Origin of the sequence: Streptomyces sp. STR69 (assembly GCF_024519455.1) — a bacterium.
Classification (GTDB): domain Bacteria; phylum Actinomycetota; class Actinomycetes; order Streptomycetales; family Streptomycetaceae; genus Streptomyces.
The window spans coordinates 15,087-30,947 of the sequence record NZ_JALJRY010000044.1; the positions used below are offsets into that span (position 1 = coordinate 15,087).

Genomic DNA, 15,861 nt, shown 5'->3' on the forward strand with positions numbered 1-15,861 from the left:
CGGCGCGATGCGTACATTGATGCCCGCGGGCGGGTATCTCTGGTACGTAGCTGACGGAGACAAGACGCCGTGCGACGGGAGGCGGGTCGTGGGGGACGGTGACCTGTTCGACTTTAGGTACGCCACTATCCACGGTGATGTCATTGGGCACCTGAGAACCGGAGAGGCCGAGTCCGGGGCCATCTGCACGTTGCCGGGCCAGCCGCTGGCGTTTACCGGGCGGGATATCGAGGTCGACGACCTCAGAAGCGCTCTCAGGCCGGGTGCCGTGACTGCGGAGCTGGGGGCTGTCTGCGCGATCGCTGGCCTGGGGGGCGCGGGCAAGACCGCGCTCGCGCTGCACGTCGCCCATGGCGCCCTCGCTGAGGCCTGGTTCCCAGGCGGTGCCCTCTTCATCGATCTCCAGGGGTACCACGACGACCCCCTCACTCCTGATCAGGCCGTGGTGTCGCTGCTGGAAGACCTCGGGATACACGGGCCGCAACTGCCACCGACACCGCAGGGGCGATACCGCCGATACTGCGACGTCTTGAGCCGACGTGAACGGATGCTGGTGTTGCTGGACAATGCCTCCGACCCCACACAGATCGCCTCCCTGCTTCCGGGCATGGGCGGGCATCAGGTACTCCTCACCTCTCGGCAGGTGTTCCACTCCTTTCCCGTCCGGCAGTTCCGTATCGAAGAGCTTGCCCCGGGAGAGAGTCGTCGTCTCCTCGCGAGGTCGCTGAACCTGGGCGACGACCGCGTGTCCAAGGAGGAGCAGGCCACCGACCGGCTCGCCCGTCTCTGCGGGCACCTGCCGCTCGCCCTGGTCATCGCCAGCGTGATCCTGCGGTACCGACGGTGGAGCAAGATCTCGGCTGTCGCGGAGGAGATCAGCGCCATGGGGCACCGCATGCGCGCGCGAGGCGGAGATCAGTACGGCCGGGAGCACGCCCTCGAACCCGTCCTCAACACGTTGTATGCCCACCTCGCACCGGAGTTGGCTCGCGTCATGCGGCTGCTGGCACTCCACCCAGGACCGGCCATCGGACCGTTCTCGGCGGCGCTCCTGGCCGCGATGCCCGTCATGGACGTACTGCCGGTGCTCGACGACCTGACGGCGGAATGCCTCCTGACTGCCCACCCGAACCCCAGGCGCTGGCAGATGCACGACCTGGTGCGCAGCCACGCCAGGGCCTCGGCGGCGCAGGATGGCATAGCGCCCGAGACCTCCTCGGAAGCCCGCTACAACCTGGCACTCGGCTACCTCATGCTCGTGGCGTCGGCGACGGCGTACCTCGGGGAGGAGCTCGGCACGGAGCACAAGGACTTCTTTCACGGCAGCCGAGACCTGGCGCTCACATGGCTGGCGTCCGAGCATCACGGGCTGGTGGCAGCTGCCCTTTGGGCAACGGACCGGGAAGCCCCGGTGGAGACCCGGCGGGCAGCGATCCTGCTGACGCACATCCTGCGGAGGCACCTGATACACAGCAGGGCTTTCGAGGACCTGTTGCGCGTCTCGCAAGCCGCCTGGGACGGTGCCCGGGATCTTGAAGATCGTGACGGCCAAGCCATGTCACTGGATGCCCAGGGCCAGGCACTTCACGGCTTGCGGCGATTCGAGGAGGCCGTTCGGACGTACCGAAGTGCCCTGGTGGCCTGGGGGCTCACAGAGCAGGAAGGCCTGGCCAGCACCCACAACAATCTCGGTCTGTCCCTGCGGCAGTGTGGGCGGCGTGACGAGGCGCTGGAGGCTTATCTCGCGGCCTTGGACGCTTACCGAAGCCAGGAGAACCGGCGCGAGGAAGCCAATGCGCGCACCAACATAGGGGCCATACTGTCGGAGCTCGGCCACCCCGAGCTTGCCCTTCCACATCTGGCCGAGGCCGCAGACCTGTTCGCCGCCGTCGAGGACCCTTACGGAGAGGCTGGCGCCCGCAACAGTCTGGGGGTCGTCCTGGCCCAGGTCGGCCAAATGCCAGATGCCTACGCGTCCCTGGAGCGTTCCCATAACCTCTTCGTGGGCCTCGAGGACGCACATGGAGTGGGCCTGGTCAGCAACCACGTGGGTGCATTGCTCGCAAGGGAGGGGCACTTCGACAGAGCCCTGGCGTCGTTCAGGCAGGCGCGAGACCTCTTGAGAGCGAGCCACGACTGGTATGTGGCGGGGAACGCTGGCCGCAATGCTGCGGAACTGCTCAGGGCTCAAGGCTTGATCACGGAGGCCAGGGAGTTTTGGGCCGAGGCGGCCGCCGACTACGAACGGGCCGGCGCCCTGGACGAGGCCGGGCAGATCCGGCGGCAGGCCCGGCTCTAGGTCGTATCCGCAAAGGAGCGAGACCTGCCGTTCGGGCAGGTCTCGCTCCTTTGCAGTGCGTGCGATCGCCAGGGGGAGGGGCGTCCGTGTACTGGGTGCCGTCTCAGGTCCGGGTCGGGGTCACGGCTCCCCAGGCGTCGGCGATGATCTCCTCCAGGGAGGACCGCTCTGGCTTCCAGTCGAGTTCCCGTCGGATCAGCGAGGTGTCCGCCAGCAGAGTCGACGGTTCCTGCTTCGGTGGGTGGTGGACGACTGGGACCTGGCGGCCGGTGACGCGCTCGGTCGCGGCGACGATCTCGCTGACGCTCGCCGCGGTGGCACCGACGTTGTAGACGGCGTGCGTTCCTGGCTGGCACACCTGCAGGGCCTGCACGTAGGCGCGTGCCAGGTCATCGACGTGGACGAAGTCCCGTATCGCGGATCCGTCGCCGTTGACGTCTACGTGGGAGGCCTGCCCAGCCGCGACCGCGACTGCCTTCGGGATGATCCGGGTGAGATCTGAATCGCCTACGCCGGCCACGGCACCTGAGATGTTGAACGCACGAAGGATCACTGCTCCCACCGAACCGTTGCCAGCCCGGTGGATCAGCGCCTCGTCGGCGGCCAGCTTGGTCTTGCCGTACGGCGACGTCGGTTGGGGCGGCGCTTGTTCGTCGATCGGCTGGCGCTCAGGCACGCCGTAGACGGCGGCGGTCGAAGCCTGGATGACTTGGAGAGGCTGGCCAGTGCGAGCAAACTCATCGGCGCAGGCTGCCAGCAGTGCCACCGTGCCGCCTAGGTTGACGGCTTCGTAGTCGTCGGGCCGCTCGAACGACTCGCGGACTCGGGTGAGCGCGGCCAGGTGGCACACGGCATCGGCTCCCTGCAGGGCCGCGCGCAGCTGCTCGGGGTGAAGCAGGTCGGCGTGCACGGTGTCGGCGACCGGCGCTGGCGGTAGCTCATCGCCGACCGGCCGGTGAGTCATCGCGGTCACTTCGTGGCCGGCCTCAGAGAGCCTCCGCACCACGGCATTGCCCACGAATCCGTACGCTCCGGTCACCAGTACGCGCAAGGGTCCTCCTCAGCCGGCGAGCATCAGCTTCCGATGCTGCCACGCCAGGTCAATACATGCGGCAGCGGCCGGTGCTAGGGGCTCGGAGTCCAGCAGCCGCCGGACGTTGGCTTCCGTGAACGGGATGCCCGCGGCGCCATCGGTTGCGCTGCTGGAGACGACGGAGCCTTCGGTGTTCTGGCTGACCATGGTCTGGAAGACCCGGTCGTAGACGTCGGCGTCGATCACTACGACGGAGAGGATCTCGCCGGCCAACGTCAGCGGGTCAAGGCCGATACCGAAGGTGTATGCCCGCAACTTGCCTGTGAGTCGTGCCTCGTTGAGGGACTTGAAGGGGTCCGTGCCGTCGTAGTCGATCGGCTCACCGCTGCTTCCGTCAGCCTCCGGCATCCCGAGGAACTCCTCGGCGTACTCGCGCAGCATGTTGCGCCACAGGTCGAAGTCGTTGGACTGGTCCCAGGGCATCACGGACGACGGCTGGAACACTCCGGCGGGCATGATGTGGTAGATCCCGCCGGCCAACGCGACGTTCGCGGCGGACCGGTGGTGTAAGACGAACGACGCGCGGTCGCGGTCTCGCCGAATGGTCAGCGTGTCGATCGACGGCAACAGAGGGCGCCGGGTGAGGTCGAACGGGTCGCCGACCAGCGAGCGGAACGGCAGGTCGTCCCATCGCGGCGCTTGCAGCCACTCGGGATCGCTGCCGGTAGCGAGCCAGGCGTTGGCCAACTCATGGGACACGCCCTCGCATACGTCGACCATGTCGAAGTACGTCGTGTATCCGAAGGCCATTCGCGCGGTGTCGCCGGCCCAGTCGGTGCCCATTAGGCGGAAACTGGGTCGGTTTTCGAAGAGCGATGGCTTGTCGACTGCGCGAATGGCCTGGGAATACCGGTCGTATCTCCCGCCACGGGCGGACAGGGGGCGTACTGCTTCGGCCTCCGGCTCGGAGCCGACCACGGTTGGGTGCTCCACCTGGGAGAGCCATGACAGCTCCACTCCAGCGAGGTCGATCGGCGCTGGCGCCATCCAACCCGGCCGTGTCAGGACCGGGCTGTTCCCTGCCCGCTCGAACTCGGGGTACAACGCGGCCGCCGCGGCAGTCAACTCGCTGCGACGCCGGTTGAGTTCGCGACGCACCAGCTTCCATCGCCGTTGATCCTCTACGGCGTTCTGCGGTTTCCCCGCGGGTCCGGGCACGCGGGGTGCATAGTCACCGCGGCTGGACAGGGCCGCCGGCAGCAATCCCAACTCGTCTTCGGGGAGCCCCAAGACGCTGGCCACCCGCCGCAGTTCATCAACGTCCCGGATCGAACGCTTCCCGCGCTCCAACAGCGACACGTACGACTGGTCGTATCCGAGCAGGTCGGCCAGGTCCTGCTGCGTGAGGTGGTGTGTGGCTCGGTACGCCCGTAGCGCTGCCTTGAGGTTCGACCCGTCTGGTGGCGCTTGTTGCTCGCTGGCCTCGTAGAGCCATGGTGCAGGCCCCGACGCCGATACGGCGCTCGGGGGAGCATCGTGCACCGCCCGCTCACAAGGGCCGCACACCGTCCCTGAGTTCGCGCGACTTAACCGCGCTCCACACCGGGAGCAGACTCGACCGTCGGTCGCTGTAGCTGTCATGTGGTCTCACCCCGTTGTGATCGCATGTGCTCAGTGTCCAGGCGTACGGATCAGCATGCCAGCGAAGTATCTCGACCAGGGGACACGAAGTTTGGATGAGGACGACCGGGCAAGAACGGCACGTGATGGACTGACGCGTCCGCAGCATGGAGATGTGCCCGAGAACAACATCGGTAGGTGTGACTATGGACCCGCAGATCCAGGGCGCGGTACTTGGAGCTGGCGCGACCGCTCTGGGTGGTGCGATTGCGTGGGTCGGCGCAAGAGCGCAGGCGGGGGCAGCGTTGGAGTCAGTCCGGATGCAGGTACGTGGGCAGCAGTTCGACGCTCGCTGGCAAATGCGCCGTGACGCGTATGCAGCGTTCTTCGGGGCTGTGGAGGAGGTACGAACGGCCGTCGCTGACGCCCGGGGGATCCAGGTCGTGCGCTTGCAGCACCCAGACCAGACGCTCGGCGGTACTGCCCCCGAGGCCCGTATGGCCGTAGCTGAAGTCATGAAGCGCCTCTGGTTTCAACAGTCGTTGCTGCGCCTGTCTGTGTCGTCGCTTGAACGCATGGCTACGGACAGCCTTGTCGAGCAGGTGACTGGTCTTGTGCGGTACTTGGATGAGTGGTGGGAAGTTGCTCTCCAGAACAGCCTGCTAGCTGATGAGTTGGATGAGAGGTTGCGGAGCCGGTCCGGCGAGTTGGTTGAGGTCATTGAGCACGTGATGGAGTCAGCCCGGGGCTGGCTTGATGCGAATCCAGACGTCGACCCTCCCGGGCGAAGGCAGGTGGTCCCGATTGCTTGCCTGATATCACGATCGCCGCCTACGTAGCCTCAGCGACTGACGAGCGGCCATCCCGCCCTTCAGTCTTCGATTATCAGGACCCTCGCACGATGTGGCACACGTGCTTTACGTCTTCTTCATGTACTTGACGGTCGCCCCAAGGGAGAGACCGCCGTGCGGCTGGTGCTGTGCCTCCGGGCATCCCCTCTCGCGTCGGTTTTCGGCATACCGTCGCGCATCGGGATCCTCTGTGCGAGCCTTGCCATAGGTGAAGCAGATAGTGATGGGGGATTGATGGGCATCTTCTTCTCGGATCATTTTGGTGTGAACCGGGCCAGCCTCGACGAGTACGGCGCCCTGGATGTGTGCCTACTTAGCGACCTACCTCTCTTCATCGATCCCTTCCTTCTTTTTCATAGCGAAAAGGAGGAGTATCAGACACTTCATTCTGAAATTCTTCGCTACATGGCCTTCCTGCGCGACAAGTCAAGCGCGGGCCGAATTAGTCAAGGTCTTCTGGAATCCTGGTTTTACTTCAAGGAAGTGAAGCAGAACTGGCTAGGCTTCACAGTGCTCGGAAATGGTGGGCATGCACTGGGCGCCTCATTCGCGACTTCACTCAACGAGGGGTTGGCCGATGTATTCGAAAATTTCGGCCAGGAAACCATCACTCAAGGAAGTCACCCGGAGAAGCTTTGCCTAATCACAGGAGGTGTAGGTCGGGACTCAGTCAGTGACTTCACTACCAATCTGATCAAGGAGTACCTACTCGCTTACACGCAGAAGTTCACCCTGGACAATCTGGATCCGTCTCTTTATAGAACTTTTCGCGTCAGGAGGGTGAGGTTTAACTATGAAACTGAAACTTGGGAGGATGGGAACTTCGCACTGCCTCAATTGCGCAACGACTTTGTCCTACTCACGCCCAAAGATATGCTTACTCGCGATGACACGTGGATCAATAAGCGTGATCTTGTAAATGACTTCCAGAACCTTCCACTTGCCGTATCCAATGCGCAGCTCCGCGAGCAGATTAACAACTACTTCTACAAGTCCCTTCCTGATAAGCCTAAACGCAAGGAAATTGATGCTGCCGCAGTCGCGACAATTCGAAAATTTCCCGAACTGATCGACTATTACATTAAGGCCAAAGAGGAATCGGGAGATATTGCAGCGGATGCGAGTTCAATCAAAGTAGAAGATCTGGTCAGCATCTTCGTCGAAGGTCTGGATTCCGTTGTCACCGATCTGCAAGATAAGATTCGTTTCTACGACAAGCTTCCAGACTCGTACGCTGAGTGCCTAGAGAGAGTGAACGCATTCAAACGGTACGTAGAGCACCAAGACGGCTACAAGCTCATTAATAGGGGTGGTGGAGGTTTTAGTCATGAGTCAGAAGTCCAACTCTTCTTTGGGCTCGTCTGGTACGGAACGGCCTTTGATGTCAACAGAGAAGTGAACAATGGACGCGGCCCGGTGGACTACAAAGTTTCTAAAGGGTCAACCGACAAGACGTTGATTGAATTTAAACTCGCGAGCAATTCCCAGCTTAGGCGAAACCTCGAAAATCAAGTTGAGATCTACGAGAAAGCCAACGATACCCTCAATTCAATTAAGGTGATCGTCTCGTACACGGAGACCCATGAAAGGAGAGTTCGACGGGCCCTTGCCGATCTCGGTCTAAGGGACAAGGAGAACATCGTCCTGATTGACGCTCGTAGCGACAACAAGCCGTCAGCTTCGACTGCTTAGTCACGGCCTTGGGAAGCGTGATCTTAAGTGACTGTGGTCTTCGTGTTTCCTCTAGCGAGTGTCGGCAGAAACGTTACCTGGCAGCTGAGAGGGATCAGCTGATGAGCTTCCGGAATCGCTCGAAGAGGAGGCGGAACTCACCCGGATACGGCCGTTCCTGTTCCGTGTCTTCGAGTTCGTTTGGATCGACCGGGGTGTTGGCTGTTACGACTTCGTCAACAAGCACCGATAGGTCCTCGTCATCTAGGAGGAGTACAAATTCATGCCGGCTCAGTGCTGTATCACGGCAACGCTGCAGGAACCTCTCCTTTTCAGAAAGAGACCTACATAGCAACAACCCGACCTTTCCGCGGAGCGGTGAGAATCTACCACACAACTGATCCAATTCTGGATTTCCGATTTCGGAATGGTAATTCTTGCACTCGACGAATACGTGTGAACTTGGGTGCCCCTGTCGCATCACCCATCCGAAGAATCCGTCTGTCGCATTGTTCGTATAGGTGATGTCGACGCGTTTTCTAGACTGGTCTAATGGGTGCTCGACGACAGGGTAGGTTAGCCATGGGTAGAAGATTGCGCTTAAGACCGCGTGGACTCTGTGGTGATACTCAGTGGCGTACTCTGCACCCGGCGGTGTATCGAGGACGACCCTGAGTAAATTCCGGTAATTGACAGGCTTGGTTCCGGTCGCCTGACTTAGCTCATCGTGATCGAGAGGACGTGACGGATTCTGACGCTTCTCCTCCTTGTAATCGCGGAAGACCTGAGTTCGGGCCGAACTCAGGTCAACCATTTTTTCCTTGCCGCCGCCGTACTCCATTTCAACGTCTATTTTGGTGACGAATTTTCGCCCGTTCTTGGCTGTCTGGACTAGCTTGCTGCTCGGGTTGTCGAGTTCCTCATCCTGTAGTGTGGGTGCCAGGTGGTTTCTGAAATAATCCTCCTTGGTTAGATGCAGATCGTGACGTACGATCACTTTGGGTACTAGCAGTAGCGGATTGCCTTGTGGGACGAGCATCCTCGTATTACCCTCCTCCCACTCGCGGGTTGAAGGATTCCAAACGAGTCCGCTGTTGATTCCTTCGCGAAGCTCCATTCCGTACATTGAAGCCATTGATTGGGTGTAGGAGATCAGCATTCCTCGAATTATGTTCGTCGTGACATCTGAAATAATATCCTTGCCGATCCCCTCAATGAATAGTGCCGTGTCTTCCAGATCCTCAAGTAGTCCACTTTCTGCAGCTTTACTCACGGCGAGGTTCTTGGAAATTCGTTGCACGAGGTAAGGTCCTAGACCGCGACCGCGTGATTTTCCTTTGGATAATCCGAAGTGTGTCTCATTAGGCTCCGTGAGGCGGGCAAGTAGTTTACGCAGCTGTTGAGGGTCGCTGTGAGTAATTGCGTCGACGACGCTGTGGAAAAATGTCGAAAGCATCGTATGGCATTGGCTCGACCATTCGTCCGGAAGGTCTTTTAGCGTGCTGGGGTCTATGTAGACTGGGGTATCCATTTCTACATCCACATCGACAAAGTCGAGAGTTGGTTGGGTTCGACCCAGCTTGTAGTATTCGGAAACACGCATGACGCCTCCCAAGTTCCGCCGATCGATTTTCCATGAAGCCAAATCAATACCCCTGGCGAGAATTATGTAATCTCGTCGGCTGATAGTTGACCGAAAAGGCGCGGCGGAGCCGTCTGGGCTGGAGCCGCTTTGGCGTGAGTGATCATGGCCACGTAGGCTTTCGGCGCGTCGGGCGGTCTTGGAGCTGCCCAGCAATGCAGAGTCGCCGGACAACGCCTGGGCGCTTCAGCGTGGGGGAGAGATAACGAAGGCTCGGCTGGAGTGGGTTGCCTGGGGAGGCTGGGGACCGCCGTCGGTCTGGCCCATCCGAACCTGGCGCGGGCGGGCGGCCTCAAAAGGTGCTTCAGAAGTCGTCGCTAGGTCAAGATCCGGGCCAATTGCGGACCATGACCAGTGAGTTGGCAGGAAAGAGCAGGTCAGGAGCATGCAGCGCGGCCCACTGTAAATCTGCCGGCTACGCCTACCCAGGTTCGAACCCTGGCGCCGCCACATGTAGGTAGACCCCCTCTGATCTGCGGGAACGCAGACCGGAGGGGGTCTTTTCCTGTCCAGGGGCGCTCTTCCGCATGGGATCGAAACCAGGTGACCTGTCTCACGCTGTGACGCATGGACCCCGGGCTGGTCAGGTCTTCCGGGCCGTACACGAGCCAGGTCGAGGGGCCGGCCTGTTGCGAGGGCCGGCTCTGTTGGTCATCTGCGCGCCGGTGCGTCCGAGGCTCATATGGACGAGATGCGGACGGCGTTGGGCCGGCGCACGCTGAGGGCATGACGGCCGGTGCTCCATCAGGGCCCCGGAAGGCCCGCTGCGGCAGGACGGGCGGCAGAGTGGCGCAGCTCCTCGACCTCGGTGGGGGAGGTTGAGCAGGGGCGTCCTGACGCACGTCGCAGCCGTCGTGATCGGCTTCGCGATCGGAGCCGTCGCCGGCTCTGCAGGCGCCGGCGGCTCGGCGGACGCTCCGGCGACGCCGAAGGCCGGTGCAAGGGCTTCACCGAAACCGCTACGCCCGTCTGTTCGATGCCGCACACCGGCAGCTCGGCGACCCCGTCGTCCTGGTGCGGGCCACCTTGAACTGTCACTCACACTCACCACAATCCGAGTTCAAGCTCAGCGGCCGTAGCTGCCCACCTCTCGCCTCTCACCACTTGCCCTTGTTCGGCTTTCCACTGTCTGAATCGCGCCCTTGCTGCAGTGATGTCCCGACCTCAGGCGATACAGCAGGACACCACGGCGGCCATCAACACAGGGCTTACTGGAACCCGGGCTGTCATCCGCGAAGGAATTGCGCGGACCGGTGAAAACATCAGTGACCCGCTCACCCGGATCGGCAGTGAACTCGTCGCTGTCCGTGGCTCGGTCAACGACCTCGTCCGCAGCGCTCAGCAGGCATCACAGCCCACTCGTCCCGTGGACGACGCACGTTCCGAGGACGACTCTCCGCCCGGGACCGATGGCAGCGAGCCGGAGGTCGGCGACGACAACGGGGAGACGGGGAGGGGAGACGAGGGGCAGCGTCTTCAGCTTCTCCAGGTCGCCGCCGGCATCTCCGCCGCGACCATCCACGCGCATCGCGACACCTGGGCATTCCTCGTTGAACATTCCAGCAAGGACCGCCACTTCCGAATTCCGGGCGAAGTCAAGGACGCTTCGGACACCGTCCTCGTCGACCTCTCCGGGCCCAGCATCGTCGCCATTCTCGCCACACTTGGTGACGTCAAGGACGACCCGGACGTCGATCTGGGGACTCGGGCAATCGCAGGCCTTGTTCACGAACGCATCGTCATGGCCGTCGAGAGCATCGCGGGGGCACTCCGCTCCGACAACCGGGCTGATCGAGTCCGCATCGACTTCGACGACCGGCTCGGTCCGCCCCCTGAGGACACACACGGGCAGCGGGACGACGAGGAAGGCGGCGGGGAGCAACGCGGAGGAGCCGCCTGACAGTCCAAGTTCCGGGCCGGCCGCGGATCGTGAGTGGTGATTCGGTAGAAAGTCGCAGTTCATATGACCGAAAGGGTCTGCGCTCGGCAGCAATGCCGAGCGCAGACCCTTTCGTCGTTCCTGGAGCGTTCCGCCGCCCCGCCGCCAGTCTTGACGTGACCGTGCCACAGCCCTACTGTCGCCGCATCGTGTTCATGTTGAAACACAAAGTTCATCTATGTGAACGCGCGTAGCCAACCGAGTCCATCGAGCAGACAGGAAGGCACCCCCCATGCGCATGCGTACGCTGCTCACCTCCCTGGCCACCGTCACCGCCGTCACCGGCGGGCTGGCCCTTGCCGCTCCGGCCGCGTCGGGCAGTACTCACGTCGCCGTCGCCGTCGCCTCACCCCTCGCCGACCCGACCGTCGCGCCCGGTGGGAACTTCGACCTGGGGGTGTGGCAGCTCCAGGAGCCGGTGGGTTCCCCGGGCTCGCCCACGACGATCTCGTCGGCCCGGCTCCAGGGGGCCAACGGCTTCCAGGACTCGTACTTCTACACGGACACCCGTGACGGCGCGATGACCTTCTGGGCGCCGGAGAAGGGCGTCACCACGCCCAACTCGAACTACGCCCGCTCCGAACTGCGGGAGATGAACCGCAGCGGCAGCGCCGCCAACTGGTCGCTCAGCGGCACGCACACGATGAAGGCGACGCTACGGGTCGTCTCCGTCACGTCGAACGTCTGCGTCGGCCAGATCCACCTCGGCACGGGAGGCACGTCCACCAAGCCGCTGCTGGAGCTGTACTACCGGTCGAGCGGTGACATCGTCCTCGGCACGGAGAACTCACCCGACGGCGGGCAGACGCTGCACACCGTCGGCAATGTGGCGGTCGGCAAGACATGGAGCTACACGATCGGCGTCTCGGGCGGGAACACCATCAATCTGACGGTCAACGGGAGCACCACGCACTACGCCATCCCGTCGTCCTTCAACGCCTACAAGCAGTACTTCAAGGCCGGTTCGTACAACCAGTCGTCCTCCGACAGCACCACCAAGGGTGCCCGGGTCGCCTTCTACGGACTCACCGTCTCCCACAGCTGAGCGAGCCTCGACGGCCGACGCGGCCTGCGGCGGGGCAGACTGATCCCATGTCGTCACGCCGCAGGAGTTGCCCCGAGTGCCGTCGCGAGATCGCCGTCGTCGCCGGACGATACGCGCGACACGACCCGCCCGGCGCACGCGAGAGCGGCGAACTCGTGTCGTGCCCCGGCTCGCGCCGACAGGCGGAACTCGGAGCGGCCCAGCCCGCGTTGGACGGTTACGTGGTGCCGGAGTTCCCCGGCCAGATGCCGCTGTTCTAGCGGCGCGGCAACTGGCCGGCGGACAGCCTCAGTTCCCCGCCACCGACTTCACCGCCACCGACACCGGCGCGGATCCACCGATCAGCTCCAGCGTCAGGCCGGCCGTCGCCGGGGTCTCCACCAACTCGGCGAGTACGGCGGCCACATCGTCGCGCGGGACCGCGCCGCGCCCGGTGTGGGCCTCCAGGCGGACCAGGCCGGTGCCGGCGTCGTTCGTGAGCGAACCGGGGCGCAGGATCGTCCAGTCCAGGGCATCCAGGCCGCGTACGTACGCGTCGGCCTCACCCTTGGCCCGCAGATACACGTCGAACACGCCGTCCCCGCGGTGCGCCGGATCCGCGCCCATCGAGGACACGACGACATGACGCCGTACGCCCGCCAGGACCGCCGCGTCGGCGAACAGCACCGCCGAACCCCGGTCCACCGTGTCCTTCCGGGCCGTACCGCTGCCCGGGCCCGCGCCCGCCGCGAAGACCGCCGCGTCCGCGCCCCGCAGCACCGCCGCGACCTCCTCGACCGAGGCCGACTCCAGGTCGAGCACGAGCGGTTCGGCGCCGGCCGCCCGCAGATCGTCGCTCTGCCCGGCGTTGCGGATGATGCCCGCGACCTCTTCACCACGCGCGGCGAGCAGGCGCTCCAGCCGCAGCGCGATCTGACCATGACCTCCAGCGATGACAATGCGCATGCCTCCGACCGTACGCCCGGACGGCCGCACGCGCCGCATGACTTCAGCCGCGTCCCAGCAGCACACCCTCGCGGCGCACGCGCCGGGCGCGCGAGCCTGGATGCACACGGGCCTCCGCGCCCCAGGCGTACGCCCCCGAGCGCCAGCGGGTCACACCAACCGGCTCACGCACCGCGCCCAGCCCCTGCTTCCGGTCCCGTCGAGCGGCTCACGGACCGCGCCCCGCTTCCGCCTTGGGTCACGTCGAGCAGCTCAGGCACCGCGCCCCGCCTCGGACCCGGCTCACGACACCTCGCCCCGCCCCTGCCGCGGCAGCCCCAACTCCGCGCCCGCCGCCGTGTTGCAGTACTCCCGTACCGCGCTCGTCCGTGCCACCACGCGCCCCCGGTGCACCACGATCCGGCTGTACGCCAGCGAGAGCGCGCCCGCGAGCCGGTCGCCGCGCACCGCGAGCAGTTCGGCCGGAAATCCCGCCTCGACGCGCACCTCGGGCAGACCGAGCGCCGCCCGTGCCGACGAACTCACCGTGTCGTACGCGTCCTCGGGCCGCATCCCGTGCCGCGAGGCGAGCAGGTAGGCCGCCTCCAAGGGGTCACCGCGGCCCACGGGGTTGGACATGTCACGCAGGGCGCCGCTGCCCGCGGCCACCTGGACGCCGGCCGTGCGCAGCAGTCGTACGGGAGCCGTGCCCCGTCGGTCGACGCCGCCGCAGCCGCCCTGCGGCAGGCACACCACCGTCACACCGGCCGCGGCCAGTTGGTCCGCGATCCGGGTGACCGTGTCCGCGGGCAGCCGCCCCAGGCCGCCGCACGGGCCGAGCGTCACCCCGGGCCGCATCCCGCCCGCGACCGCCGCCAGCCGGGCCAGCCGGGTCGGGTCGGCGGCGTCTGTGTGCAGGTCGACCGGGCAGCCGTGCTCGGACGCGACCTCAAGGACGGCCTCCACGTACCCCGTCGGATCGGGGTCCAGATCTGGACAACCGCCCACTACGGAGGCACCCATTTTCAGCGCGTCCCGCAGCATCGCGAGCCCGTCCGCCCCCGCCACCCCGGTCAGCAGCCGAGGCATCGCCACCGCCGTCAACTCCGCCAGCCCGCGCAGCGCCCGCCGCGCCTGCAGTACGGCGGCCAGCGCGCTCAGCCCCTGGACGTCCCCCACGCGCACGTGTGCCCGCTGCGCTGTCGCCCCGTGCCCGAGTTGCAGCAACGCGGCCTCCGTGGCGCGGCGCTGGACGTCCTGGGGGTCGTAGGAGACCGGTCCGCCGTTCTCGGCCGACAGCGCGGTGTCGCTGTGGGCGTGCGGTTCGGCCGGGGCCGGGAGGAGGAGATAGCCGCTGAGGTCCACGCGCGCGCCGCACGCGCGCGTGGCGTCCGTCGCCAGGCTGCCCGCCGTGCCGACCGCCTCGATGCGCCCGCCGCCCAGCCGTACGTCCACGGTCCGGCCGTCGGTCAGCCGGGCCCCGCACAACAGGAGCGCGGCCGGGTCGGCCGGTCCCGACGAGCCCGAGGAGCCCGACGAACCCGATGACGAGTGGGACGGCTGGGGCTGGCTGTCGGGCATCGCGCTCCAGGGGCTCAGGGCTTCGCGGGCTCGGCTTCGGGGCTCACGGCGGGGGGCTGCGCAGAGGGGCGCAAGATCACGCAGAGTGAGTCGAGCCTAGGGCGGTGATCCGCTCGCGGCCGGGAGGAGCGCAATAGTCGTACCGGTGTGGTCCCCCGTACGGGAGGGGGTCCCGAGGCCTCTGGGAGGGCCGTGGAAGCGGCTGGAGCGGTGCCGCGAAACGGATTTGGGTGAACGGCGGCGGAGCGTGTAATGTCTTCATCGCTCGCCCCAATAGCTCAGTCGGTAGAGCGTCTCCATGGTAAGGAGAAGGTCTACGGTTCGATTCCGTATTGGGGCTCTGGTGTGAGAGGTTCCTACCGCAAGGTGGGAACCAATCCCATCACAGCGGTGTAGCTCAGTCGGTAGAGCAAGCGGCTCATAATCGCTGTGTCACCGGTTCAAGTCCGGTCACCGCTACTGACAGTAGCCGATTGTGGGGTCGGTCCTTCGATCGGCTACTCTGTTATGCGTTCATAGTCCCATCCGTTCGTCAAGGAGCACTCCTGTGGCTGCCACCGACGTCCGCCCGAAGATCACGCTGGCCTGCGTGGAGTGCAAGGAGCGGAACTACATCACCAAGAAGAACCGGCGTAACAACCCGGACCGACTGGAGATGAAGAAGCACTGCCCGCGTTGCAATGCGCACACCGCGCACCGCGAAACGCGATAAATACAGGCTCGTACACGAGGCCGTCCCCGCACGTTGGGGGCGGCCTCGTGTCGTTATCAGCAGCGCAGACACATCAGGAGGTGCCGAGTCATGGCGCTCGACCAGTCCTTCGTGGGGCGGACCTACCCGCCCACCGACCCCTACGAGGTGGGCCGGGAGAAGATCCGTGAGTTCGCGGAGGCGGTGGGGGACGCCAACCCGGCATACACGGACCCTGAGGCCGCCAAGGCGCTTGGCCACTCCGATGTGATCGCCCCGCCGACCTTCGTCTTCTCCATCACCTTCAAGGCGGCGGGACAGGTCGTCCAGGACCCGCAACTCGGCCTCGACTACAGCCGCGTGGTGCACGGCGACCAGAAGTTCGTCTACGTCCGCCCCGTGCGCGCCGGTGACCGTCTCACGGTCACCTCCACGATCGAGGCGATCAAGTCGATGGCGGGCAACGACATCCTGGACGTCCGCGGCGAGGTCCACGACGAGGCGGGCGAACACGTCGTGACCGCCTGGACCAAGCTCGTGGCCCGCGCGGCGGAGGGGAGCTGAC

The 15,861-nt window shown here is 64.7% G+C and carries 13 protein-coding genes and 2 tRNA genes; 10 read left to right on the forward strand and 5 right to left on the reverse strand.

Features of this window, described 5'->3' with window-relative positions; translation table 11 throughout:
* Window positions 1-88 precede the first annotated feature (88 nt).
* A complete protein-coding gene (locus tag OC490_RS45570) occupies window positions 89-2,299 on the forward strand; it encodes a tetratricopeptide repeat protein (RefSeq protein WP_262063967.1) in 2,211 nt (736 codons plus the stop codon).
* A gap of 103 nt (window positions 2,300-2,402) precedes the next feature.
* Here OC490_RS45570 and OC490_RS45575 read toward each other — a convergent pair whose 3' ends face one another.
* On the reverse strand, window positions 2,403-3,350 hold the full coding sequence (locus tag OC490_RS45575) for an NAD-dependent epimerase/dehydratase family protein (protein WP_262063968.1): 948 nt from the start codon (window positions 3,348-3,350) through the stop codon (window positions 2,403-2,405).
* Between the two features lie 9 nt (window positions 3,351-3,359).
* Window positions 3,360-4,874 (reverse strand): helix-turn-helix transcriptional regulator, encoded by a 1,515-nt coding sequence (locus OC490_RS45580; RefSeq protein ID WP_262063969.1) that lies wholly within the window; start codon window positions 4,872-4,874, stop codon window positions 3,360-3,362.
* Window positions 4,875-5,158: 284 nt separating this feature from the next.
* Between OC490_RS45580 and OC490_RS45585 the strand changes: the two genes are divergently transcribed.
* Both OC490_RS45585 and OC490_RS45590 read left to right on the forward strand, forming a co-directional pair.
* Window positions 5,159-5,791, forward strand: coding sequence for a hypothetical protein (locus OC490_RS45585; protein WP_262063970.1), 633 nt, complete (start codon window positions 5,159-5,161; stop codon window positions 5,789-5,791).
* 126 nt (window positions 5,792-5,917) lie between these two features.
* Window positions 5,918-7,495, forward strand: a complete 1,578-nt coding sequence (locus OC490_RS45590) for a hypothetical protein (protein WP_262063971.1) — start codon at window positions 5,918-5,920, stop codon at window positions 7,493-7,495.
* A gap of 94 nt (window positions 7,496-7,589) precedes the next feature.
* On the opposite strand, the gene OC490_RS45595 is transcribed toward OC490_RS45590, so the two are convergent.
* Entirely contained in the window at window positions 7,590-9,077 is a 1,488-nt protein-coding gene (locus OC490_RS45595; RefSeq protein ID WP_262063972.1) for a hypothetical protein, read from the reverse strand.
* A 1,405-nt stretch (window positions 9,078-10,482) separates the two neighbouring features.
* On the opposite strand from OC490_RS45595, the gene OC490_RS45600 reads away from it, so the two are divergent.
* The 3 genes from OC490_RS45600 (at window position 10,483) to OC490_RS45610 (ending at window position 12,360) form a co-directional block, all read left to right on the forward strand.
* Window positions 10,483-11,016 carry a hypothetical protein gene (locus OC490_RS45600; protein ID WP_262063973.1) on the forward strand — a complete coding sequence of 178 codons (534 nt, stop codon included), beginning with the start codon at window positions 10,483-10,485 and terminating at the stop codon, window positions 11,014-11,016.
* Window positions 11,017-11,287: 271 nt separating this feature from the next.
* Window positions 11,288-12,100, forward strand: a complete 813-nt coding sequence (locus tag OC490_RS45605; protein WP_262063974.1) for a polysaccharide lyase family 7 protein — start codon at window positions 11,288-11,290, stop codon at window positions 12,098-12,100.
* Between the two features lie 47 nt (window positions 12,101-12,147).
* Window positions 12,148-12,360, forward strand: a complete 213-nt coding sequence (locus OC490_RS45610) for a hypothetical protein (RefSeq protein WP_262063975.1) — start codon at window positions 12,148-12,150, stop codon at window positions 12,358-12,360.
* A gap of 28 nt (window positions 12,361-12,388) precedes the next feature.
* Here the strand turns inward: OC490_RS45610 and OC490_RS45615 are convergent, their stop codons facing one another.
* Together OC490_RS45615 and OC490_RS45620 are read right to left on the reverse strand one after the other, a co-directional pair.
* Entirely contained in the window at window positions 12,389-13,045 is a 657-nt protein-coding gene (locus OC490_RS45615; protein WP_262063976.1) for an NAD(P)H-binding protein, read from the reverse strand.
* 282 nt (window positions 13,046-13,327) lie between these two features.
* On the reverse strand, window positions 13,328-14,605 hold the full coding sequence (locus OC490_RS45620) for an amidohydrolase family protein (RefSeq protein WP_262063977.1): 1,278 nt from the start codon (window positions 14,603-14,605) through the stop codon (window positions 13,328-13,330).
* A 267-nt stretch (window positions 14,606-14,872) separates the two neighbouring features.
* On the opposite strand from OC490_RS45620, the gene OC490_RS45625 reads away from it, so the two are divergent.
* From OC490_RS45625 to OC490_RS45640, 4 genes are all read left to right on the forward strand, one after another.
* Window positions 14,873-14,945, forward strand: a tRNA-Thr gene (locus tag OC490_RS45625).
* A 46-nt stretch (window positions 14,946-14,991) separates the two neighbouring features.
* Window positions 14,992-15,064 (forward strand) — tRNA-Met (locus OC490_RS45630).
* An 88-nt stretch (window positions 15,065-15,152) separates the two neighbouring features.
* Window positions 15,153-15,317, forward strand: coding sequence for a 50S ribosomal protein L33 (gene rpmG, locus OC490_RS45635; RefSeq protein WP_003948671.1), 165 nt, complete (start codon window positions 15,153-15,155; stop codon window positions 15,315-15,317).
* A 90-nt stretch (window positions 15,318-15,407) separates the two neighbouring features.
* Complete coding sequence (locus OC490_RS45640; protein WP_093627342.1) at window positions 15,408-15,860, forward strand: MaoC family dehydratase N-terminal domain-containing protein; 453 nt, start codon at window positions 15,408-15,410, stop codon at window positions 15,858-15,860.
* Window position 15,861 lies beyond the last annotated feature (1 nt).